Origin of the sequence: Bradyrhizobium sp. OK095 (assembly GCF_900109945.1) — a bacterium.
GTDB lineage: Bacteria > Pseudomonadota > Alphaproteobacteria > Rhizobiales > Xanthobacteraceae > Bradyrhizobium.
The window spans coordinates 135212-156616 of record NZ_FOBX01000005.1 but is presented as its reverse complement, the minus strand read 5'-3'; the positions used below and the strand labels follow the sequence as shown (position 1 = coordinate 156616).

The following is a 21405-nucleotide window of genomic DNA, read 5'->3' as shown; positions in this document are numbered from 1 at the left end:
TCTATTGACTACGCGACAGCCAGTTTCTGCAAGTCCACCAGACGCGCGATGCCCTTCTGGGCCAGTGCCATCAGCGCCAGGAACTCTTCCTGCGTAAACGGCTCGCGTTCCGCCGTGCCCTGCACCTCGATGATGCGGCCATCGCCGGTCATGACGAAATTGGCGTCGGTCTGGGCTTCCGAATCCTCGGCATAGTCGAGGTCGAGCACGGGCGTGCCGTTATAGATGCCGCAGGAGATCGCGGCGACGTTGTCGCGCAACACCTTGGCCTTGATCATGTTGCGCGCCTTCATCCAGTTGAGGCAATCGGCGAGCGCGACCCAGGCACCCGTGATCGAGGCTGTGCGGGTACCGCCGTCGGCCTGAAGCACATCGCAATCGACTGTGATCTGGCGTTCGCCGAGCGCTTCGAGATCGACGATGGTACGAAGCGAGCGGCCGATCAGGCGCTGGATCTCGACGGTGCGGCCGCTCTGCTTGCCGGCAGAGGCTTCGCGGCGGGTGCGTTCGGAGGTCGCGCGCGGCAGCATGCCGTATTCGGCGGTGACCCAGCCGCGGCCCTGGCCCTTCAGCCACGGCGGCAGGCGGTCTTCCAGCGTGGCCGTCACCAGCACATGGGTGTCGCCGAATTTCACCAGGCAGGAGCCTTCCGCATATTTGACCACGCCACGCTCGAGCGTCACGGGGCGCAATTCGTCGGGCGCACGGCGGCTTGGCCGCATGGGGAAATCCTCCAAAACTCTCGGAAAAGGGCTATTCGCGGTGCTTGTAGGGGGGGTGAGTGGGGAGAACAAGGCTTTTTCACCCCCGGTTGTCCACCCCGCAAACGCCACGCTTGTCAGATGCCTCAGGGATGGACAAATTATGAGCGTCTGACAGGAGTTACGCCCGTGGCCCATCACGATCCGATCCATCTGATCGCGCCGCGCGCGGGCCTCGCCCAGCTCAACGAGCGTTCTCGCGACATCTTTCGTCAAATTGTCGAAAGCTATCTCGCGACCGGCGAGCCGGTGGGCTCGCGCAATATCTCGCGGCTGATCGCCATGCCGCTGTCGCCGGCCTCGGTCCGCAATGTCATGGCCGATCTGGAGCAGCTCGGCCTGGTCTATGCGCCGCACACCTCCGCCGGCCGGCTGCCGACGGAACTTGGCCTGCGCTTCTTCGTCGACGCCCTGATGCAGGTCGGCGACCTCAACGACGCCGAGCGTCAAGCGATCCAGAGCCAGCTGACCTCCGTCGGACACGCGCAGTCGGTTGAGGCGGCGCTGGAAGAGGCGCTAACGCGGCTGTCCGGCCTCACCCGCGCCGCGGCCGTGGTGCTGACGCCGAAATCCAATGCGCGGCTGAAACACATCGAATTCGTCCGTCTGGAACCCGAAAAGGCGCTGGTGATCCTGGTCGGCGAGGACGGCCAGGTCGAAAACCGCGTGCTGACGCTGCCGCCGGGGGTTCCATCCTCGGCGCTGACGGAGGCCGGCAATTTCCTCAATGCCAGGATACGCGGCCGGACGCTGGCGGAGGCGCGGCTGGAACTCGAGACCGCGCTTGGCGAAGCGCGCACCGAGCTCGATCAATTGACCCAGAAGGTGATCTCGGCCGGCATTGCCAGCTGGTCCGGCGGCGAGAAAGAGGACCGTCAGCTCATCGTCCGTGGTCACGCCAATTTGCTCGAAGACCTGCATGCATTGGAGGATCTCGAGCGGGTTCGCCTGTTGTTCGACGATCTCGAGACCAAGCGCGGCGTCATCGATCTCCTGGGCCGCGCCGAGACCGCAGAAGGTGTGCGAATCTTCATCGGCAGCGAGAACAAGCTTTTCTCGCTGTCCGGCTCCTCCACCATCATCTCGCCCTATCGGGATGCCGCCGGCCATATCGTCGGCGTTTTGGGCGTGATCGGGCCGACACGGCTGAATTATGCCCGTGTAATCCCGACCGTGGACTACGCCGCCCGCATCGTCAGCCGCCTTTTGGGGGGCTGACCGGCGTTTCCTCCGATCACAGGCGCTTGATTTTCGCACGCTTAGGCACGATATCCGGGCCAACAATCCCTTGAGACCAGTTCGAGAAGAGAGCCGATGACCGATCGAGACGGGCACCCCGACGACACGACCGCTGCAGCCGGCGAGCCCGTGGTGTCAAAGCCCTACATCATGCCCGACGATCCCGAGCCCGGTTCGGTCGAGTTGTTGCAGAAGGAAGCCGCCGAGGCGCGCGACCGCATGTTGCGGACGCTGGCCGAGATGGAAAACCTGCGCAAGCGCACCGCCAAGGAGGTCGCTGACTCCAAGCTCTACGGCGTCACCGGCTTTGCCCGTGACGTGCTCGACATCGCCGACAATCTCCAGCGTGCGCTCGATGCCGTTCCGGCCGATGCCCGCGCCGCGGCCGATGCCGGCCTGACCTCGCTGATCGAGGGCGTCGAGCTCACCGAGCGCTCGCTGCTCAACGCGCTGGAAAAGCACGGCGTGAAGAAGCTCGATCCGCAGGGCCAGAAGTTCGACCCGAACTTCCATCAGGCGATGTACGAGGTGCCCGATGCGTCGGTGCCAACAGGCACCGTCGTGCAGGTCATGCAGGCCGGCTACACCATCGGCGAGCGTGTGCTGCGTCCGGCGCTGGTCGGTGTCGCCAAGGGTGGCGCAAAGGCCGCGGCGGCCGCGAACAGCAACGAGTCGAACTGAGCGGCGTAAGCGCCGCTTACGCGCTCGCCGCGATATCGCCAGACTGAATCCGCTTCACGCCGGCCTTGGCCATATCGGCCCAGGCTTTGGCGAGCGAGCCCTGATTGTCGATGCCGCGGCAGGCGTCTTCCACGACATAAACCTCGAAGCCGGCCTTGCGCGCGTCGAGCGCGGTCCAGGCGACGCAGAAATCTGTCGCCAGCCCTACAACGAAGACGCGCTTGATTTTGCGCCCCTTGAGATAGCCGGCGAGTCCCGTCGAGGTCTTGCCGTCGGCTTCGAGGAAGGCCGAATAGCTGTCGACGTCCTTGTGAAAACCCTTGCGGATGATGAGCTCGGCGTGCGGGATCGAAAGGTCCTTCGACAGTGCCGCGCCGTCGGTGCCCTGCACGCAATGGTCCGGCCACAGCACCTGCTTGCCGTAGGGAAGATCGACGGTCTCGAACGGTTTTTTGCCCGCGTGGACCGACGCAAACGAAACATGACCGGGCGTGTGCCAGTCCTGCGTCATCACCACATTCGAAAACGCTTTTGCCATCTTGTTGATGACGGGCACCACCTGCTCGCCTTCCTTCACCGCAAGGCTGCCGCCCGGCAGGAAGCAGTTTTGCACGTCGATCACGAGCAGTGCGGAGGTATCGTCGGGCTTGATCGAGGCTGCTGCAAAGAGTGCGCTTGGTGCGAGGGCTACGAGGGCCGTCGTTCCAAGCGCCGCCAAGACTTGTCGCCGATCCAGCATCGTTCGCCTCCCCTTGTGAGCCAATGGAGGCGAAGCCTAGTTCCGCGCGCGAGCGAACAGAAGCCCGAAAATGCAGCCTGATCTGTCCAGCAGCTAGCCCTTCGGCTGAATTCCGTCGCGCACGGAACGGAAGCGGGCGAAAGCCGCCAGCCACTGATCACGCGGGGCGCTGGCGATGATGCGGAGCGAGGCGCCGCCGCTCGAGAAGCGGATCCACTGCACCACGGTCACGGGGATCTTGTCCTTGCCGCTGATGCCGTCGATCCGGGTCTCAAAACCCTGCTGGCCGTTGATGCGGATCGGCTCCGACATGGTGACGCGCGATTCGCGAACGCCGGGGATCTGGAGCGCAGCTTCCTGTGCGAAACGGGCGCGGTCGTCGGCGGCTTGCGGGGTGGCACCGATCAGGCCGAGGATCATGAACGGCTTCGACTCATAGCCTGTGCTCTCGTCGCCGTCGGCCAGGATGATGCTGGAGCCCGGCGCCAGCGTGCGGACGTCCTTGAAGTCGGCGAGATCGGTGATCTTGAACGGCATCAGCCCGATCTGCTCGTCGGCCGAGACCTGCTTGCGGGTCACAGTGCTCGCAAACATCTGCCGTACCGCTTCGTCGGTGTAGATCTTGGTCGCATTCTCCGGGATCTGCACCGCGACATAGCCGGAGAAGCCGGCGCCCGGCACAATCATCGAATAGCGCCGCACAGGAGTCTCGCCGGCCTTGCCGCTCTCGGTGGTGAAATAGGCAAGGCCCGCAGGCGTCTCGATCTTGTCCTGCTTGACGCCGTTGGTGCCGGCCGTATTGGCATTGAAGGCGCTCACGACCTCGCCGTAGGCCGCCGGCGGCAGCTCGGTGATCAGCACCTTGACGTTGCCGTCCTCGCTCTCGAAGCCGGGAAAGGTTTTTGCTGTGCTTAAGCCGACCAGCGGCACCATGCCGAGGCGCAAGCCCGGTGGGTAGACGGCGTCGGCGCCGAGGGCCGGAAGTGCTGTGGCAATGAGGAGGGCGAGCGCGGCGAGGGGGCGGATCAGCTTCATGGGCACTCTGATTGGTTCACATTGAGGCCGTTCGATGGTCGGCCATCGGGCCGATTTGTCGCGCGAAGCAGCCTCGTGAGGCTGTCCGGCCGGTCCGCCTTTTAGCGGGTTTGGCCCGCCGGTAACAGGGCCGGGCAGATCATCGTGGCGGGGGCAGGCCGAAGCCTGAACCTGTTAATAAATCCTCACCCGCAAGGGCGGTCCAGCCCGGATATGATCTTCCAAAACCCAATGTTTTCACGGCCGAAACTTGCGTTCGGTCCTTGCGGGCCCCACCCCCCCTCCTATATGAGCGTCAACCATCGCAATATCGCGAATGTTTGATCTTAGGGGGTTCGGTTCGGGTGCCTTCTGGGCCTAGCCAACCTGCCGCAAAAACAAGGATATCAGGACCATGGGAAAGGTCATTGGGATCGACCTCGGGACCACGAATTCGTGCGTCGCCGTGATGGATGGCAAAAATGCCAAAGTCATCGAGAATTCCGAAGGCATGCGCACGACGCCTTCGATCGTCGCCGTCACGGATGACGGTGAGCGCCTCGTCGGCCAGCCTGCCAAGCGCCAGGCCGTCACTAACCCCGAGCGCACCTTCTTCGCAGTGAAGCGCCTGATCGGCCGCCGCTACGACGACCCGATGGTCGAGAAGGACAAGAAGCTCGTTCCGTACAAGATCGTGAAGGCCTCCAACGGCGACGCCTGGGTCGAGGCCGACGGCCAGACCTATTCGCCCTCGCAGGTCTCCGCCTTCATCCTGCAGAAGATGAAGGAGACCGCGGAAGCCCATCTCGGCCAGAAGGTCGACCAGGCCGTCATCACCGTTCCCGCCTATTTCAACGACGCCCAGCGTCAGGCGACCAAGGACGCCGGCAAGATCGCGGGCCTTGAAGTGCTGCGCATCATCAACGAGCCGACCGCGGCGGCGCTCGCCTATGGCCTCGACAAGACCAAGACCGGCACGATCGCCGTGTACGATCTCGGCGGCGGCACGTTCGACGTCTCGATTCTCGAAATCGGCGATGGCGTGTTCGAGGTGAAGTCGACCAACGGCGACACCTTCCTCGGCGGCGAAGATTTCGACATGCGCTTGGTCGGCTATCTCGCTGACGAGTTCCAGAAGGAGCAGGGCATCAACCTGCGCAACGACAAGCTCGCGTTGCAGCGCCTGAAGGAAGCCGCTGAAAAGGCCAAGATCGAGCTGTCGTCGACGACGCAGACCGAGATCAACCTGCCCTTCATCACCGCGGACCAGACCGGCCCGAAGCATCTGACGATGAGGCTCACCCGCGCCAAGTTCGAAGCGCTGGTTGACGATCTCGTCCAGAAGACCGTCGAGCCCTGCCGCAAGGCGCTGAAGGATGCCGGCCTCACCGCCGCCGAGATCGGCGAAGTGGTGCTGGTCGGTGGCATGTCGCGCATGCCGAAGGTCCAGGAAGTCGTGAAGCAGCTGTTCGGCAAGGAGCCCCACAAGGGCGTCAATCCGGACGAAGTCGTGGCGATCGGCGCCGCGATCCAGGCCGGCGTGCTTCAGGGCGACGTCAAGGACGTGCTGCTGCTCGACGTGACCCCGCTGTCGCTGGGCATCGAGACGCTGGGCGGCGTGTTCACCCGCATCATCGACCGCAACACCACGATCCCGACCAAGAAGAGCCAGGTGTTCTCGACCGCCGAGGACAGCCAGAACGCGGTCACGATCCGCGTCTTCCAGGGCGAGCGTGAAATGGCGGCCGACAACAAGATGCTCGGCCAGTTCGACCTGATGGGCATTCCGCCGGCCCCGCGCGGCATGCCGCAGATCGAGGTGACCTTCGATATCGACGCCAACGGCATCGTCAACGTCTCGGCCAAGGACAAGGCTACTGCGAAGGAGCAGCAGATCCGCATCCAGGCCTCCGGCGGTCTGTCGGAAGCCGACATCGAGAAGATGGTCAAGGATGCCGAGGCCAATGCCGAGGCGGACAAGAAGCGCCGCGAGGCTGTCATGGCCAAGAACGATGCGGACGGACTGGTGCATTCGACCGAGAAGGCGCTGGCCGAGCACGGTTCGAAGATTGCCGAGACCGAGCGCCGTTCCATCGAGGATGCCGTCAGCGACCTCAAGGAAGCGCTGAAGGGCGACGATGCCGAAGCGATCAAGGCCAAGACCCAAACGCTGGCTCAGGCTTCGATGAAGCTCGGCGAGGCCATTTACACGCAGCAGGCCGAGGCCGACGCCAAGAAGGATGCGGCCAAGGACGACGTTGTCGACGCGGAGTTCACCGAAGTCGACGACGACAAGACCAACAAGAAGTCCGCCTGAACCCGAAGAGGGTCATGATGCGGGCGGCTTGGACCCCACACGCTCAGTCGGCCTCTCCCCTCAGGGGAGAGGCCTTCGTGCCGGGTTCGACGGGAGCAGGCTCTGTTGAGATCGGCCCCGTTACGATCAATCAATTCCCAGCCGTTATGCTGAACGACACCGTGCTGCCCTCTGCCGATCAGCGGAAGGCTGCTTATATGGTCGCGTGGCGACGTTGTTTCGCCCCGACTTGAATCGCGATTGGATAGGCCGAGTCAGACATGTCCACCAAGCGCTGCTATTACGAAACCCTTGAGGTCGAACGCTCCGCCGACGATTCCGTGCTGAAATCGTCCTTCCGCAAGCTTGCGATGAAGTTTCACCCCGACCGCAATCCCGGGGATGACACCAGCGAAGTCAAGTTCAAGGAACTCAACGAAGCTTACGAGATCCTCAAGGACAAGGACAAGCGCGCGGCCTACGACCGCTTTGGCCATGCGGCCTTTGAGCAGGGCGGCCCCGGCGGCGGTGCTGGTTTCGGCGCCGGCTTCGCCTCCTCCTTCTCCGACATCTTCGAAGATCTGTTCGGCATGGCCGGACAACGCGGCGGCGGCCGCGGCGGCCGCGAGCGCGGCGCCGATTTACGCTACAACATGGAAATCACGCTCGAGGACGCCTTTGGCGGCAAGACCGCGCAGATCGAGATTCCGGTCTCGGTCACCTGCGAGGCCTGCTCGGGCATCGGTGCCAAGGCCGGCACCAAGCCGAAGACCTGCTCAACCTGCGGCGGCGCCGGCCGCGTGCGGCAGTCGCAGGGTTTCTTCACGCTGGAGCGGACCTGCCCCGGCTGCCAGGGCCGCGGCCAGATGATCGAGGATGCCTGCCCGTCCTGCTCGGGCCAGGGCCGCGTCACCCGCGAGCGGAATCTCTCGGTCAACATTCCCCCGGGTGTCGAGGACGGCACCAGGATCAGGCTCGCCAACGAGGGCGAGGCCGGGGTCCGCGGCGGCCCGCCCGGCGACCTCTACATCTTCCTGTCGCTGGCCCAGCACCAGCTGTTCCAGCGCGACGGCGCCGATCTGCATTGCCGGGTCCCGATCTCGATGGTGACGGCCGCCCTTGGCGGGGAATTCGAGGTGCCGACCATCGACGGCGGGAAAGCCAAGGTGAAAGTGCCGGCCGGCACCCAGTCGAGCCGCCGATTCCGCATTGCATCAAAAGGCATGCCGGTGCTGCGCTCGCGCCAGACGGGCGACATGTACGTCCAGGTCGCGGTCGAGACCCCGCAAAATCTCACCAAGAAGCAGCAGGAATTGCTGGCCGAGTTCGAAAAGCTGTCCTCGGGCAATACCCAGCCGGAATCCGTCGGCTTCTTCACCAAGGTCAAGGATCTGTTCAGCAATCGGGCGAGCTGACTCGTCTTGACCGTACCGCCTTCGGCCTATACCTGTTTATGACTATTTTCTGACACGCCGCGTTCCTGCGGTCCCGTCCGGTCCTGACATGCCATTGCCATCGTCCGCGCGTGCGTTGAAGAAACCTCGTCTTGATGACGAGGTGCGCTTTCTCAGATCATGGATCGAAAAGCCCCTGCACATGGGCGCGGTGATGCCGTCAGGCAAGCTGCTCGCCCGCAAAATGGCGCATTACGTCGACGTCGACTCGGACGCTCCCGTGGTCGAGCTTGGGCCCGGCACCGGCGCCATCACCTCGGCCCTGATCGAGCGCGGCGTCGACCAGAAACGCCTCGTCCTCGTCGAATATAATCCGGGCTTCTGCGCCCTGCTGCGCGATCGCTATCCGCAGGCCAAGGTCGTGCAGGGCGATGCCTATCGCCTGCGCGACACGCTCTGGAACGTGCTGAGCGCGCCCGCCTCCGCCGTCGTCTCCGGCCTGCCGCTGGTCACAAAACCGATGCTGACGCGGCTGCGGCTGATCCGCGACGCCTTCACGGCGCTGGCGCCCGGCGCGCCCTTCGTCCAGTTCACCTATGCGGTGGTGCCGCCGATCCCGAAATCGCTGCCCGGCGTGTCCACAGAGGCATCGGACCGGATCTGGATGAACCTTCCGCCGGCCCGCGTCTGGGTGTATCGCAAGGACTAATTCCGCCGGCATCTTTCTTTGCGCGGCGGGCTCGTTTCGCCGAACGCATTGAATTGGATGTCAGCACCCAAAATCCTGGTCATTCCCGGTTCGCTCCGCACCGGCTCGCATAATGCGAAGCTGGCGGCGGTCGCCGCATATGAATTCGCCCAGGCCGGCGTCGAAATCACCCGCATCTCGCTCGCCGATTTTCCGCTGCCGATCTACGACGGCGATCTCCAGGCCAAATCAGGCGTGCCCAAGCACGCGATCAATCTCAAGCGGATGATCGGCACGCATCATGGCGTGCTGTTCGTCTCGCCCGAATACAACGCCTCGGTGCCGCCGTTGCTGAAGAACGCGATCGACTGGGTCAGCCGCGTGCAGGACCCGCACGAGGCGCGCGGCGACGTCTTCCGCAACCGTGCCTTCGCGCTCGCCGGCGCCTCGCAGAGCCGATTGGGTGCGGCCCGCGCGCTCCAGGCGCTCAGGCTGATCCTGACGTCCTGCCACGCCAATGTGATTGCCGGCCAGTTCACGCTCGCTTTTGCCGACCAGGCCTATGACGATATGGACAGGCTGAAGAACGAGAGCGATATCGCTTCGTTGAAAGAGCTGGTGCGGCAGTTGATCGACATTTCCCAACGCATGATGTGAGGTGACATGACGCCAGCCGAAATCGCCCCGAAAGACCGTCTGATCGTTGCGCTCGATCTGCCCAGCGTCGATGCCGCGGAGGCGATGATCGCGAGGCTCGGCGACAGTGTCAGCTTCTACAAGATCGGCTATCGGCTCGCTTATGCCGGCGGCTTGCCGCTCGTTGCAAAGCTCGCCGACAAGGGCAAGAAGGTTTTTCTCGATCTCAAGCTGCACGACATCGGCAACACGGTGGCCCAAGGCGTCGAGAGCATCACCAGATTGGGCGCGACCTTCCTCACCGTACACGCCTATCCGCAGACGATGAAAGGCGCCGTCGAGGGCCGCGGCAGTGCGAGCCTGAAGATTCTCGCCGTCACTGTGCTGACCTCTTACAATGAGGACGATCTGCACGCGGCGGGCTATCGGCTCGGCGTCTCCGAGCTCGTCGAGGCGCGCGCGCAGCAGGCGCAGGTGCTCGGCGTCGATGGCCTCGTGTCCTCGCCCGAGGAAGTCGGCAGCTTGCGCAAGATCGTCGGTCATCAGATGAGCCTTGTCACGCCCGGCATTCGCCCGGCGGGCGCGGCCAGCGGCGACCAGAAGCGCATCATGACGCCGGGCCGTGCGATCAGCGCAGGTGCGGATTATCTCGTCGTCGGGCGGCCGGTGGTGGAAGCCGCCGACCCCAAAGCCATCGCGGAATCCATCCAGGCCGAGATTGCGCAAGCGCTAGGCTAACCACCAACAACACAGGGAGAAGAACAATGGCAAAAGGCTACTGGATCGGACGCGTCGATGTGAGCAATGACGAGGGCTACAAGCCCTATGCCGTCGCCAACGGTCCGATCTTCAAGAAATGGGGCGCCCGCTTCGTCGTCCGCGCCGGCAAGTTCACCACCGTCGAAGGCGCTAGCCGCACCCGCAACGTCGTGATCGAATTCCCGGACTACGAGACCGCGATCGCCTGCTACAACTCGCCGGAATACCAGGCCAACATCAAAGTGCGCCAGCCGCACTCGATCGCCGACCTCATCATCATCGAAGGTTATGACGGCCCGCAGCCATCGGACGGCTGAGGCGCGATCTTTTCTGACCTTCCCGAAACGTACCGGGCCTGCATGGTTCGAGACGCCCGCTTTGGCGGGCTCCTCACCATGAGGGTCTGATATCTCGCCGCAAAACGGACCTCATCCTGAGGGCACGCCGAAGGCGGGCGTCTCGAAAGATGGCCGCGGGCAACCCTGCCCGATCCCCCTCGGTTGCCGGAACTGCATCCCCCCGCTACAACGCACCTGAGAGGATCGCACCATGTCCGACATGCGCTTGATTGTTGCTGGAGCCGGCGGCCGGATGGGCCGCGCGCTGACGCGGGCGATTGCCGAGAGCAAAGGTGCGGTATTGGCAGGCGCGCTGGAGGCGCCGGGCTCCGAGCTGCTCGGCAAGGATGCCGGCGTGCTCGCAGGGCTCCCGGCCAACGGCATCAAGCTCTCCGCTGATCTCTGGGCGATGTCGAAGGAGGCCGACGGCATCCTCGATTTCACCGTGCCGGCCGCGACCATCGCCAATGTCGCGATCGCGGCCGAGCGCGGCATCGTGCATGTCGTCGGCACCACCGGCCTGTCTGGCTCCGACAACGCCGTGATCAAGAGCGTCACCAACCGCGCGGTCGTGGTGCAATCGGGCAATATGAGCCTGGGCGTCAATCTGCTCGCCGCCGTGGTCAAGCGCGTCGCCAAGGCGCTCGACGAAAGTTTTGACATCGAGATCGTCGAAACCCATCACCGCATGAAGATCGATGCCCCCTCGGGCACGGCGCTGATGCTGGGACAGGCGGCCGCTAGCGGCCGCGGCATCCCGCTCGATGAGCATGCCGAGCGTGGCCGCGACGGCATCACCGGCGCGCGGAGGCCGGGCAATATTGGGTTCGCCTCCTTGCGCGGCGGCACCGTCGCCGGCGAGCACAGCGTCAGCTTCCTCGGCCCGTTCGAGCGCCTCACGCTGTCGCATCAGGCCGAGGACCGCATGCTGTTCGCCCATGGCGCGCTGAAGGCGGCGTTGTGGGCGCACGGCAAGAAGCCGGGGCACTACTCCATGGCCGACGTGCTCGGCCTCGCTGATCTCTGAACGAAGGGAGCATGATCCGGAAAAGTATGAAGCGGTTTTCCGACAAGATCATGCTCAAAAGATAAACGGAATGGATAGCAGTCAATGAGCGAACGTCTTCTCGTGCTCGTGCGCCACGGCCAGAGCGAATGGAATCTGAAGAACTTGTTCACGGGCTGGAAGGATCCTGATCTCACCGAGCTCGGCGTGAAGGAAGCCAGCGAGGCCGGCCGCAAGCTGAAGGCGCAGGGCCTTGTGTTCGACGTCGCCTACACCTCGGTGCTGACGCGCGCGCAGCACACGCTCGATCTCATCCTCGGCGAGCTTGGCCAGAAGGGCCTGCCGACCTCGAAGGACCTCGCGCTGAACGAGCGTGACTACGGCGATCTCTCCGGCCTCAACAAGGACGACGCGCGCAAGAAATGGGGTGAGGACCAGGTGCTGATCTGGCGCCGCTCCTACGACGTGCCGCCGCCCGGCGGCGAAAGCCTGAAGGACACGCTGGCGCGCACGCTGCCTTACTATGTGCAGGAGATTTTGCCCGGCGTGCTCAACGGCAAGCGCACGCTGGTCGCCGCCCATGGCAACTCGCTGCGCGCGCTGATCATGGTGCTGGAAAAGCTCTCGCCCGAAGGCATCTTGAAGCGCGAGCTCGCGACGGGTGTGCCGATCATCTACCGGCTGAATGCGGATTCGACGGTGGCCTCGAAGCTGGATCTGGCGGGCTGAGCTTTTCGCCTCTCCCCGCAAGCGGGGCGAGGGAGAAGAATCACTGCATCCCCAACTGCCCGGCTTCCCAGCCCAGCATCGCCTGCTTGCGGGTGATGCCCCAGTGATAGCCGGTGAGCGTGCCGCTTTTGCCGAGCGCGCGATGGCAGGGCACGACAAACGATACCGGGTTCTTGCCGACGGCGGCACCGACGGCGCGCGAGGCCTTCGGGTTGTCGATGTTGCAGGCGATGTCGGAATAGGACACCGCGCGGCCCATCGGGATCTTCAACAACGTCTCCCACACCCGCACCTCGAAATCGGTGCCGATCATGACCACGCGCAGCGGCTGATCCGGTCGCCACAGTTTTGAGTCGAAGATGCGCTGCGCCAGTGGCGCGGTGCCTTCATGATCTTCGACATAAGTCGCGTTCGGCCAGCGCCGCGTCATGTCGGCGAGCGCCGCCTTCTCTTCACCGGGATCGGCGAAAGCGAGGCCCGACAGGCCGCGGCCGGTCGCGATCACGATCGCTGTCCCGAAGGGTGAGGGATGGAAGCCGTAACTCAGCGTCAGGCCGGCGCCGCCGTTCTTCCATTCGCCCGGTGACATCGCTTCATGGGTCACGAACAGATCGTGCAGCCGGCCCGGCCCTGACAGACCGGAGTCGAGCGCCGCGTCGAGGATGCTTGCGGAATCCCGCAGCAGTCCCTTGGCGTGATCGAGCGTCAGCGCCTGCATAAAGGCCTTCGGCGTGATCGAGGCCCAGCGGCGGAACAGATGGTGCAGCTCATCCGGGGTGACGCCGGCCGCATCCGCCATCGCCTCGATGGTCGGCTGCGCGCGCCACTTCTCCGAGATGAAGGCGATCGCCCGGCGCACCGAATCATAATCGCGCAGCGCGGCGTTCTGGGAGCCCGGCCTGGCCAGGCGCTGGTCATGTATGGCGAGTGTCATCATGAGTGGAAATGTAGGAGAGGGCGCGGTTCGAAACCACCCGATTTCCGACCCGGCGATCAGGTGACCGGATTATAGGTCGGGCCGCGCCGGGCGGCGTTCAGCGCCTCGACCAGGCCATTGTAAAAGCTTGCTTTTTCCTCAGGCCCCAAAAAACCGGCGATTTGGATACGGCGGCCGCGCGAGATCAGATAGAGGTGCTCGATGCCAAAATCCTCGTCGATCTCCAGGTCGAGCCGGACCCAGAGCGGGTTGAACGCCCATTCGGCGACCTGGCCGCGATGGCTGACCCGCCGCACCCGTAACTCCGACGGCGTGACGACGATTTCCTCGGTCGCCCGCGCGGCGCGGAAATTGACCTTGAAGGCCCACCAGATCACGAGAACGTCGAGGCCGAAGAAGCCGAACACCGGCCACGCGCCCATCATCAGGAAGGCGAGGCCCGTGACGAAACTGACGACGCTCAGGAACAGCATCAAGGCGAGAAAACCGGTGCGGTTCAGCGAGCGATGCGGCGTCAGCAGCGCCGAGAAGATCTGCACCTCGCGCGGATCTTCAGAATTCTTGCGCTCAATTTCGTTGCCTGTGCTCATCGTCCCTCAGTATATCCCGATCATGGCAAAAATCACCCGCAAGCCGGCCCCGCGCAAAGCGGCCGTGCCGAAGAAAAAGGCAAAGGCAACGGCAACGGTTGCGAAGCCGAAGGCGCCCGCCAAAAAATCACTTAAAGCCATCAAGCCTTGGACGCCGGCCGAGGTCCACGAGGTCTTCGCCCGTTTCCGCAAGGCCAATCCGGAGCCGAAAGGCGAGCTCGAGCACGTCAATCCGTTCACGCTGCTGGTCGCCGTGGTGCTGTCGGCGCAGGCGACCGATGCCGGGGTCAACAAGGCGACGCGGGCATTGTTCGAGATCGCCGACACGCCGCAGAAAATGCTCGACCTCGGCGAGGAACGCCTGCGCGAGTACATCAAGACCATCGGCCTTTATCGCACCAAAGCGAAGAACGTGATCGCGCTGTCGGCAAAAATGCTCAGCGATTTCGGCGGCGAGGTGCCGCGCACGCGAGCCGAGATCGAGTCGCTGCCGGGCGCAGGACGCAAGACCGCCAACGTGGTGCTCAACATGGCCTTTGGCGAGCACACCATGGCGGTGGACACACATGTCTTCCGCGTCGGCAATCGCACCGGGATGGCGCCGGGCAAGACGCCGCTCGAAGTCGAACTCGGTCTCGAAAAAATGATCCCGGCCGAGTTCATGCTGCATGCCCATCATTGGCTGATCCTGCACGGCCGCTATACTTGCCTCGCACGCAAGCCGCGCTGCGAGGTGTGCCTGATCAACGATCTCTGCCGATGGCCGGAGAAGACGGTGTGAGAACGGCGTTTGGTCAAAGTGGTTTTGGGGGCCTATCGTGAGTCAGCAGGAACAAGTCTCGTCGCCGCCACCTGCCGCCGTACCGGCCCCGCCACCAAAACCGACACAGCGGCCGGCGAGCTCGCTGTGGAGTCGGCTTGCGCTCCCTCTGTTCGCCGTCATCGTCGCGCTCGGTTTTGTCGCGCTGGCGACGCTGCGCTTCGACGAATGGGTCGGCAATGCCGTGGTCCAGACCACCAATGACGCCTATGTGCGTGCCGAGCTGACGCGGCTGGCGAGCCGCGTCTCCGGCGAGGTCCTGACCGTAGGTGTCACCGACTTCCAGCGCGTCAAGGCCGGCGACCTCCTGATCCAGATCGATCCCGCCGACTACGAGGCACAAGTCGCGCAATCGGAGGCCGCCGTCGCGGCATCGCAAGCCGTGCTCGACAATCTGGGCAACCAGATCGAGCTGCAATATGCGACGATCGCACAGGCCGAAGCCGCGCGGCTGTCGGCGGAAGCGCTCGAGGTCGAGGCCAAGCAGGAGCAGGAGCGTCAGCAATCGCTGTCGCAGACGGAGTCCGGCACGCGGCAGCGGTTCGAGCAGGCGGTCGCGGGTCTTGCCAAGGCGCAGGCCGATGTGCGGGCGAGCCGTGCCGTGATCGCGGCCCAGCAGCATCAGCTCGAAGTCCTGCAAGGCACCAAGAAGCAGCGTGCCGCCGATCTCGACGCCACCAAGGCGACGCTGGCGAGCGTCAAGCTCAAGCTTGGGTACACCAAGGTATCGGCGCCGTTCGACGGTGTCGTCGGTGAGCGACAGGTGCAGCCCGGCGACTACGTCAATATCGGCACCAACCTCATCAACGTGGTGCCGCTGCCGAAGGTGTATGTGATCGCGAACTACAAGGAGACCCAGCTCACTCATGTGCAGCCGGGCCAGCCGGTCGAGATCACCGTCGACAGTTTTCCACGGGAGAAGCTGCGCGGCCGGGTCGAGCGTATCGCGCCGGCAACCGGCGCGCAGGTTGCGCTGCTGCCGCCGGATAATGCGACCGGCAATTTTACGAAAGTGGTGCAGCGCATTCCCGTGCGGATCCAGCTCGACGGCAACCAGCCCTTGCTGGCGCGGCTCGTGCCGGGCATGTCGGTCGTCACCAGCATCGATACGAAGGACGCGAATGGCGGCAAATGACGATGCCGGCCGCGGACCCGTCTCGCGCGGCGGCGTCGCGCCGCAGCCGCTGTTTGCGGTGGCAGCCGTGCTGCTCGGCTCGTTCCTCGCAAATTTCGACAGCCGGCTGACCACGGTCGGATTGCCCGATCTGCGCGGCGCGTTCGGGCTCTCGTTCGACGAAGGCGCCTGGCTTTCCACGGCCGGCATCGGCTCGCAGATACTCATCGCGCCGGCGGTGGCCTGGCTTGCGACCGTGTTCGGCCTGCGCCGCGTACTCGGCATTCCGAGCCTGGTCTACGCCGCGGTGTCGCTGATCATTCCTCTTGTCAGCGACTACACGACACTGATGGCGCTCAGTGTCGTGCATGGCCTGTTGCTCGGCACTTTCGTGCCGGCGGCGCTGATGATCATCCTGCGCAACTTGCCGATCCGCTGGTGGTTACCGGCGATCGCGCTCTACTCGATCCGGGTCGGCTTTGCGCTCGATACCTCGTCCTCGCTGGTCGGCTTCTATGTCGACCATCTCGGCTGGCAATGGCTGTATTGGCAGGGCGTCGTGGTCGCGCCCTTGATGGGCCTGATGGTCTATCTCGGCACGCCGAGCGAGCCGGTCAACCGCGCGCTGCTGCGCGAGGCCGATTGGGGCGGCATGTTGCTGCTCGGCGCGTCGGTCGCGATGATCTATGCCGGCCTCGACCAGGGCAACCGGCTGAACTGGCTCGGCTCCGGCACGGTGATGGCGCTGCTCGCCGCCGGCGGGGGGCTGTTCGTGGGCTTCCTCGTCAACGAGTCGCTGGTACGACAGCCGTGGGCGCATGTGAACGTGCTGTTCTCGCGCAATATCGGATTAGGGCTGATCTTGATCCTGCTCTACACGCTGACAAGCCTGTCCAACGCGTCGCTGGTGCCGAATTTCCTCGCCGCCGTCGGACTGCTCAGGCCCGAGCAGAGCGGCCTGCTGCTGCTCACTTATGGCGCTTTGCCGATGTTTGTGCTGGTGCCGCTCTCGATCTGGCTGCTGCGGCATTTCGATACGCGGACGGTGTTGGTCGTGGGATTTGCCTGCTTTGCTGCGGCCAATCTCTGGGGGACCCAGCTCACTCACGATTGGGCACGCGAGGATTTCATCGGCATCGTGCTGCTTCAGGCGATCGGGCAGTCACTGATCTTGCTGCCGATTATCATCACGCTGCTGTCCAACATCGATCCGAGCCGCGCGACATCCTTTGCCGCCTACATCCAGATCATGCGGCTCGGCGGGGCCGAGATCGGCGTGGCGCTGATGGGGACGTGGTTGCGCGTCCGCGAGCAGGTGCATTCCTTCTATATCGGCCAGAACATCATCACCGGCGATTTCGACGTGGTTCTAAAGCTGAAGCAGCTTGCCGAACATTTTGCTCCCCATGGCGCGGGATCGGCACAGGCGCGCGCCGTCGGCACGCTCGCCGGCGTCGTGCAGCGCGAGGCCAACGTGCTCGCCTATATCGATGGATTCTGGTTGTGCTTCTGGCTCGCGATGGCCGCGCTCGGTGTCATCGCGCTGATCACCCGCGCCCCGCCGGGCCCGTTTACACCGGCGCCGTTCGGCTTCGCCAAGATGCTGCTGCGCAAATGCGGAGTGCAGGTGAGCTGATCGAGGTCACCGCATCTGCCGTGCCGGCTCGATCAGCTCCGGCCGCGGGCCTGATAGCCGCTTGTGCATGTGGACCATGAAGGCCATGCCGAAGATCGGCGTCGCCAGGTTCACGATCGGGATCGAGACGAAGGCGGCGATGAAGAGGCCGGCGGTGAAGATGGTGGCTGCGTTGTCGCGCCGCATCGCCTTCGCCTCCTCCGGCGAGCGGAAGCGCATCGCGGCGAGCTCGAAATATTCGCGCCCCAACAGCCAGGCGGCGGCGACGAAGAAGATCAGGAAGCCGGCGCCGGCGAAAAGAACCAGCGGCAGCGCGACGAGATAGACCAGGATCGTCAGGAGCGCGGTCTTGATGCCCTCGGTGATCGCCTGGTTGAACGGCAGTGCAACGCCGGGCCGCTCGGCGGGATAATATTCGCGTTCGACGACATCGGCGACGTCGTCGACGAAGAAGCTCGCCACCAGCGAGGTGATCGCGGGCATCAGGAAAACGCTGCCGAACACGACGCCAAGACCGGCGGCAATCGAGATGATCCAGGCAAGCACTTCGAGCGAGGAATGCCAGCCGGGTCCGAGCAGGCCCTCGAGCCAAACCTCGCCATAGGTCGCAAACCAGCTGAGGAGCCGCTGCAATCCGATCGCCAGCACGACGATCAGCACCAACGCAAGCCCAACCGATCGCCACAGGATCGAGCGCATCGCCGGCGACATCATTTGCGACAGCGCCTTAATGGCGGCATCCAGCATCGGGAACCCTCTCACGAAATCACCCGCGAGAGGTAGACACGGAAAGCCGCTTCGGCAAGGGACGCTGACCTGTCGCCGCCTGCGGCTTATGGTTCCGCCGCGATGCTGGCCCAGCAGGTGATGGCGCTACAGACCGTGCTCCATCGACCGAAACCCTTGTAGATCTGGGCGGCGACCTGCTCCTGCTGCTTCAGGGTGCCCTCGGCCTTGATCTGGGGATCAGAGACGTTGCGGATCGCGAGCCAGCGCGGCGCCTTGGTACCCATCTCCTGCGCGACCAGGCCGAGGATGGCGTCGCCCATTTCCGAGACGTCGCCGAGCCCCTGGAGATGGAAATGATTGTCCGAGGTATCGAAGCCGAAGAAGTCGGTGGTGACCACGGAGGAGGACAGCCCGCTCGGCTTCACCACAAAGATCTTCGGTGCCCTGGTGTTGTCCTTCGGTAATTGCGCGGCATTGGCCTTGAACAGCGTCTTGGCCTGCGTGAACTTCTTCGTCACCGCGGACTTGCTGGAAAAGTGCTCCTGCGCGAAAGGCTCTTTCTTGAACTTCGACAGGCAGTCGAAGCGCACGATCGGTGAGACGACGACATCGCCGACCTCGAATTCCTTGCCGATGCCGCCGGCCGTGCCCGTGGTGATGACCAGCGTCGGCTGCACTTCGGTGATGATCTGGCGCCAGACGTCGACGTTCGGCAATTGCGGGCCGTCCTGCGACATGTGCGAGTCGGATTTGAAGATCACGCATTTCTTCTTGCCGATCGTCGTGGTCCAGTAGGTGCCGAGCCGCTTCAGCTCCTTGGCCGGGCAACCATTGCGCATCTTCTTGGAGATCGTTGCGTAATTGTGCGTGTACGGCAGGTAATCGTTCCGCGAGTCCTTGCCCGGCGTCAGCACGCGGCTGAGCGCGTGGCCCTCGTCGACGGTCCAGGTCACGACCAGCACATCGGCGTGCGGCAGCGGTCCCTTGCCGTTGCCTTTCGGCTTCGGCCCGGTCTGCGGCGCGAGCCCCTTCGGCCAGGGAATGTCGGTGAAGCGCGACAGCCCGGTCGAGGTCGAGAAGGCCAAGAACTCGCGGCCCTCGGTGGATTCGGAATCGAAATCGATGATCTCGCGTCGAAAATCTTCCGCCGTGACCTTTGCGGACTTCTTCACGGCCGCCTTCGCCACGCGTTTCACCGTAAAGGTATCGCGCGGCGGCGGTGTCGTGATCGGATCGAAACCGAGATTTCTCTCAACCCATTTACGGTCGGCCAGCATCGCATCCTCCACAATTGATTTTGACGAACATCTCTCATTGGTCGGCCAAGCGGGCCGACGGTTGCAATCTTAGATCGAAATCATTGTCGCCGAATGGTCCGAGCTATTGACCAATTCTGTGCCGGTTTGAGCCTGCGAAGCATTTCGTCTGCCGAATAAGGATTTTTCTGAAAAAACTTTGCTTATTATCTGAACCAATTGACGGTTCAGATTACACCTATAGTTGAGGTGCGACAATCTGCCTTCCAATCACAAACGGAGGAAGTCATGGCAAGCTCGACTAACCGCGTCGCGCTGGTAAACAGTGCCCGTAAATTGCCGAAGGGGGCCAAGCTCGTCGGCGCGGCCGATCCCAAGCAGGAAATCGAGATCAGCGTCCGGCTGCGCGCCAAGCGTGCCGACGACGAGCAAATGATGGCGCTCGGTGCGCAACCGCCGCGTGAGCGGCAATATCTTTCCCGCGCCGAGTTCGCCGAGCAGATGGGCGCCGATTCCGCCGACGTCGCCAAGATCGACGATTTCGCGCATCATCACGAACTCAACGTCAAGAGCGTACACCTCGCGTCCCGCACGGTGAAGCTGACGGGCACAGTGAAGGCGATGAGCGCAGCCTTTGGTGTCAAGCTCAACAAGGTCAAGCATGACGGCGCGACCTATCGCATGCGCAAGGGCAATGTGCATATCCCGGCCGAGCTCGAAGGCATCGTGGTTGGCGTGCATGGTCTCGACAATCGTCCCGTTGCCCAGCCGCACTTCCGCCGCAAGATCGCGAAGAAGGGTGCGACTGCGCGCGCGGGACAGGGCGGCAGCTTCTCGGTCGACCAGATCGCCCAGCTCTACAATTTCCCCGGTGGCGAGACCGGCGCCGGCCAGTGCATCGCCATCATCGAGCTCAACGACATCGACCAGAAGGGCCACCCGACGGGCGCCGGCTACAAGACGTCCGACTTGAAGACCTTCTTCAAGAAGGCGGGCATTCCGATGCCGCAGATCGCGCCCGCGAGCGTCGACGGCGGCGCCAACAAGCCCGGCCATTCCGATGCCGACGGCGAGGTCGTGCTCGACATCGAGGTCGCCGGTGCGATCGCACCGGGCGCCAAGATCGTGGTCTATTTCGCGCCCAACACCACCAACGGCTTTATCGATGCAGTGAAAGCAGCGGTCCACGACACCGCGCGAAAACCCTCGGTGATCTCGATCAGCTGGGGCGGGCCGGAAGATCCGGCGGGCTCGCAGCAATTCGTCGACGGCCTCAACGAGGCGATCCGTGATGCCGCCGCGATGGGCGTCACCGTCTGCGTCGCCTCTGGCGACAATGGTTCGGCCGACATGAGCGAGGGGTGGGACGGCAAGCCGCACGCCGATTTCCCGGCTTCGAGCCCGTTTGCGCTGGCCTGCGGCGGCACCAATCTGAAGGCCCCGAACGGCCAGATCACCGAAGTGGTCTGGAACGGCGGCCCGCAGGATGGCGCCGGCGGCGGCGGCGTCAGCATCGTATTCCCCAGGCCGGCCTACCAGGCCAACGCCCATGTGCCGAAATCGCCGTCGCATTCGGTGGGGCGCGGCTTGCCCGACGTTGCCGGCGATGCCGATCCTGCGACCGGCTACCAGATCTTCCTCAACGGCGTCGGCATCACCATCGGCGGCACCAGCGCAGTGGCGCCGCTGATGGCCGGGCTGATCGCCCGCATCAACGAGGCCACGACCAAGAAGTTCGGCAAGACCGTCGGCTTCATCAACCCGCTGATCTACGCCTCGCATGCGCAAGGCGTGTTCCGCGATATCACGATCGGCAACAACGACATCACCGGCAGCCTGCACGGCATGTACAAGGCCGGCCCCGGCTGGGATGCCTGCTCCGGCCTCGGCGTCCCCAACGGCGCAGCGTTGCAGAACCTGCTCGCGGCGTGAGTGCGTAGACGCTCTCTCCTCGTCATTGCGAGGAGCTCTTGCGACGAAGCAATCCAGACTGTCTCTGCGGAAAGACTCTGGATTGCTTCGCTGCGCTCGCAATGACGATGG

At 64.0% G+C, this 21405-nt stretch carries 21 protein-coding genes; 14 read left to right on the top strand and 7 right to left on the bottom strand.

What is annotated here, in order from left to right; genetic code table 11:
• Window positions 1-8: 8 nt before the first annotated feature.
• The gene (gene rph, locus BMW89_RS15050) at window positions 9-722 is read right to left on the bottom strand and encodes a ribonuclease PH (RefSeq protein WP_092027616.1); all 714 of its coding nucleotides are present in this window, start codon (window positions 720-722) and stop codon (window positions 9-11) included.
• 168 nt (window positions 723-890) lie between these two features.
• Here rph and hrcA point away from each other — a divergent pair, with 168 nt between their 5' ends.
• Complete coding sequence (gene hrcA / locus BMW89_RS15045; RefSeq protein WP_092027614.1) at window positions 891-1979, top strand: heat-inducible transcriptional repressor HrcA; 1089 nt, start codon at window positions 891-893, stop codon at window positions 1977-1979.
• Between the two features lie 96 nt (window positions 1980-2075).
• Window positions 2076-2681 (top strand): nucleotide exchange factor GrpE, encoded by a 606-nt coding sequence (grpE, locus tag BMW89_RS15040; protein ID WP_092027612.1) that lies wholly within the window; start codon window positions 2076-2078, stop codon window positions 2679-2681.
• A 16-nt stretch (window positions 2682-2697) separates the two neighbouring features.
• Here grpE and pncA read toward each other — a convergent pair whose 3' ends face one another.
• A complete protein-coding gene (gene pncA, locus BMW89_RS15035) occupies window positions 2698-3420 on the bottom strand; it encodes a bifunctional nicotinamidase/pyrazinamidase (RefSeq protein ID WP_092027610.1) in 723 nt (240 codons plus the stop codon).
• A 93-nt stretch (window positions 3421-3513) separates the two neighbouring features.
• Window positions 3514-4455: a hypothetical protein gene (locus BMW89_RS15030; protein ID WP_177196062.1), complete on the bottom strand. Its 942-nt coding sequence runs from the start codon at window positions 4453-4455 to the stop codon at window positions 3514-3516.
• Between the two features lie 394 nt (window positions 4456-4849).
• Between BMW89_RS15030 and dnaK the strand changes: the two genes are divergently transcribed.
• The 8 genes from dnaK (at window position 4850) to BMW89_RS14985 (ending at window position 12280) form a co-directional block, all read left to right on the top strand.
• Complete coding sequence (gene dnaK / locus BMW89_RS15025; RefSeq protein WP_092027607.1) at window positions 4850-6751, top strand: molecular chaperone DnaK; 1902 nt, start codon at window positions 4850-4852, stop codon at window positions 6749-6751.
• Window positions 6752-7011: 260 nt separating this feature from the next.
• The gene (gene dnaJ, locus BMW89_RS15015; RefSeq protein WP_092027605.1) at window positions 7012-8145 is read left to right on the top strand and encodes a molecular chaperone DnaJ; all 1134 of its coding nucleotides are present in this window, start codon (window positions 7012-7014) and stop codon (window positions 8143-8145) included.
• A gap of 88 nt (window positions 8146-8233) precedes the next feature.
• Window positions 8234-8833, top strand: a complete 600-nt coding sequence (locus BMW89_RS15010; RefSeq protein WP_092027603.1) for a class I SAM-dependent methyltransferase — start codon at window positions 8234-8236, stop codon at window positions 8831-8833.
• Between the two features lie 57 nt (window positions 8834-8890).
• Window positions 8891-9469, top strand: a complete 579-nt coding sequence (locus tag BMW89_RS15005; RefSeq protein ID WP_092028050.1) for an NADPH-dependent FMN reductase — start codon at window positions 8891-8893, stop codon at window positions 9467-9469.
• A gap of 6 nt (window positions 9470-9475) precedes the next feature.
• Complete coding sequence (gene pyrF, locus BMW89_RS15000) at window positions 9476-10186, top strand: orotidine-5'-phosphate decarboxylase (protein ID WP_092027601.1); 711 nt, start codon at window positions 9476-9478, stop codon at window positions 10184-10186.
• A 26-nt stretch (window positions 10187-10212) separates the two neighbouring features.
• Entirely contained in the window at window positions 10213-10524 is a 312-nt protein-coding gene (locus tag BMW89_RS14995; RefSeq protein ID WP_092027599.1) for a DUF1330 domain-containing protein, read from the top strand.
• Between the two features lie 232 nt (window positions 10525-10756).
• Window positions 10757-11572 carry a 4-hydroxy-tetrahydrodipicolinate reductase gene (gene dapB / locus BMW89_RS14990; protein WP_092027597.1) on the top strand — a complete coding sequence of 272 codons (816 nt, stop codon included), beginning with the start codon at window positions 10757-10759 and terminating at the stop codon, window positions 11570-11572.
• An 84-nt stretch (window positions 11573-11656) separates the two neighbouring features.
• Window positions 11657-12280, top strand: a complete 624-nt coding sequence (locus BMW89_RS14985) for a 2,3-bisphosphoglycerate-dependent phosphoglycerate mutase (RefSeq protein ID WP_092027595.1) — start codon at window positions 11657-11659, stop codon at window positions 12278-12280.
• A gap of 40 nt (window positions 12281-12320) precedes the next feature.
• Here BMW89_RS14985 and BMW89_RS14980 read toward each other — a convergent pair whose 3' ends face one another.
• Together BMW89_RS14980 and BMW89_RS14975 are read right to left on the bottom strand one after the other, a co-directional pair.
• Window positions 12321-13217, bottom strand: a complete 897-nt coding sequence (locus BMW89_RS14980; RefSeq protein WP_092027594.1) for a methylated-DNA--[protein]-cysteine S-methyltransferase — start codon at window positions 13215-13217, stop codon at window positions 12321-12323.
• Between the two features lie 56 nt (window positions 13218-13273).
• The gene (locus BMW89_RS14975) at window positions 13274-13807 is read right to left on the bottom strand and encodes a DUF2244 domain-containing protein (RefSeq protein WP_092027592.1); all 534 of its coding nucleotides are present in this window, start codon (window positions 13805-13807) and stop codon (window positions 13274-13276) included.
• A gap of 22 nt (window positions 13808-13829) precedes the next feature.
• Here BMW89_RS14975 and nth point away from each other — a divergent pair, with 22 nt between their 5' ends.
• The 3 genes from nth to BMW89_RS14960 are packed head-to-tail and all read left to right on the top strand — an operon-like array spanning window position 13830 to window position 17377.
• Entirely contained in the window at window positions 13830-14588 is a 759-nt protein-coding gene (gene nth, locus BMW89_RS14970) for an endonuclease III (protein ID WP_177196061.1), read from the top strand.
• Between the two features lie 37 nt (window positions 14589-14625).
• On the top strand, window positions 14626-15762 hold the full coding sequence (locus BMW89_RS14965; RefSeq protein ID WP_092027587.1) for an HlyD family secretion protein: 1137 nt from the start codon (window positions 14626-14628) through the stop codon (window positions 15760-15762).
• Window positions 15749-17377 (top strand): MFS transporter, encoded by a 1629-nt coding sequence (locus BMW89_RS14960; protein WP_092027586.1) that lies wholly within the window; start codon window positions 15749-15751, stop codon window positions 17375-17377. Before BMW89_RS14965 ends, BMW89_RS14960 begins: the two co-directional genes overlap by 14 nt.
• 6 nt (window positions 17378-17383) lie before the next feature.
• Here the strand turns inward: BMW89_RS14960 and BMW89_RS14955 are convergent, their stop codons facing one another.
• Window positions 17384-18124, bottom strand: coding sequence for a sulfate transporter family protein (locus tag BMW89_RS14955; protein WP_092027584.1), 741 nt, complete (start codon window positions 18122-18124; stop codon window positions 17384-17386).
• Between the two features lie 86 nt (window positions 18125-18210).
• Window positions 18211-19383 (bottom strand): phosphorylase family protein, encoded by a 1173-nt coding sequence (locus tag BMW89_RS14950; protein ID WP_092028049.1) that lies wholly within the window; start codon window positions 19381-19383, stop codon window positions 18211-18213.
• Between the two features lie 267 nt (window positions 19384-19650).
• Here BMW89_RS14950 and BMW89_RS14945 point away from each other — a divergent pair, with 267 nt between their 5' ends.
• Complete coding sequence (locus tag BMW89_RS14945; RefSeq protein ID WP_092027582.1) at window positions 19651-21294, top strand: S53 family peptidase; 1644 nt, start codon at window positions 19651-19653, stop codon at window positions 21292-21294.
• The last annotated feature ends 111 nt before the right edge of the window (window positions 21295-21405 follow it).

Excerpts from the sequence above, each read along its gene's own strand:
- rph (WP_092027616.1), bottom strand. The coding sequence starts at position 722 with ATGCGGCCAAGCCGCCGTGCGCCCGACGAATTGCGCCCCGTGACGCTC.
- grpE (WP_092027612.1), top strand. The coding sequence starts at position 2,076 with ATGACCGATCGAGACGGGCACCCCGACGACACGACCGCTGCAGCCGGC.
- pncA (WP_092027610.1), bottom strand. The coding sequence starts at position 3,420 with ATGCTGGATCGGCGACAAGTCTTGGCGGCGCTTGGAACGACGGCCCTC.
- BMW89_RS15030 (WP_177196062.1), bottom strand. The coding sequence starts at position 4,455 with ATGAAGCTGATCCGCCCCCTCGCCGCGCTCGCCCTCCTCATTGCCACA.
- dnaK (WP_092027607.1), top strand. The coding sequence starts at position 4,850 with ATGGGAAAGGTCATTGGGATCGACCTCGGGACCACGAATTCGTGCGTC.
- dnaJ (WP_092027605.1), top strand. The coding sequence starts at position 7,012 with ATGTCCACCAAGCGCTGCTATTACGAAACCCTTGAGGTCGAACGCTCC.
- BMW89_RS15010 (WP_092027603.1), top strand. The coding sequence starts at position 8,234 with ATGCCATTGCCATCGTCCGCGCGTGCGTTGAAGAAACCTCGTCTTGAT.
- BMW89_RS15005 (WP_092028050.1), top strand. The coding sequence starts at position 8,891 with ATGTCAGCACCCAAAATCCTGGTCATTCCCGGTTCGCTCCGCACCGGC.
- pyrF (WP_092027601.1), top strand. The coding sequence starts at position 9,476 with ATGACGCCAGCCGAAATCGCCCCGAAAGACCGTCTGATCGTTGCGCTC.
- BMW89_RS14995 (WP_092027599.1), top strand. The coding sequence starts at position 10,213 with ATGGCAAAAGGCTACTGGATCGGACGCGTCGATGTGAGCAATGACGAG.
- dapB (WP_092027597.1), top strand. The coding sequence starts at position 10,757 with ATGTCCGACATGCGCTTGATTGTTGCTGGAGCCGGCGGCCGGATGGGC.
- BMW89_RS14985 (WP_092027595.1), top strand. The coding sequence starts at position 11,657 with ATGAGCGAACGTCTTCTCGTGCTCGTGCGCCACGGCCAGAGCGAATGG.
- BMW89_RS14980 (WP_092027594.1), bottom strand. The coding sequence starts at position 13,217 with ATGATGACACTCGCCATACATGACCAGCGCCTGGCCAGGCCGGGCTCC.
- BMW89_RS14975 (WP_092027592.1), bottom strand. The coding sequence starts at position 13,807 with ATGAGCACAGGCAACGAAATTGAGCGCAAGAATTCTGAAGATCCGCGC.
- nth (WP_177196061.1), top strand. The coding sequence starts at position 13,830 with ATGGCAAAAATCACCCGCAAGCCGGCCCCGCGCAAAGCGGCCGTGCCG.
- BMW89_RS14960 (WP_092027586.1), top strand. The coding sequence starts at position 15,749 with ATGGCGGCAAATGACGATGCCGGCCGCGGACCCGTCTCGCGCGGCGGC.
- BMW89_RS14955 (WP_092027584.1), bottom strand. The coding sequence starts at position 18,124 with ATGCTGGATGCCGCCATTAAGGCGCTGTCGCAAATGATGTCGCCGGCG.
- BMW89_RS14950 (WP_092028049.1), bottom strand. The coding sequence starts at position 19,383 with ATGCTGGCCGACCGTAAATGGGTTGAGAGAAATCTCGGTTTCGATCCG.
- BMW89_RS14945 (WP_092027582.1), top strand. The coding sequence starts at position 19,651 with ATGGCAAGCTCGACTAACCGCGTCGCGCTGGTAAACAGTGCCCGTAAA.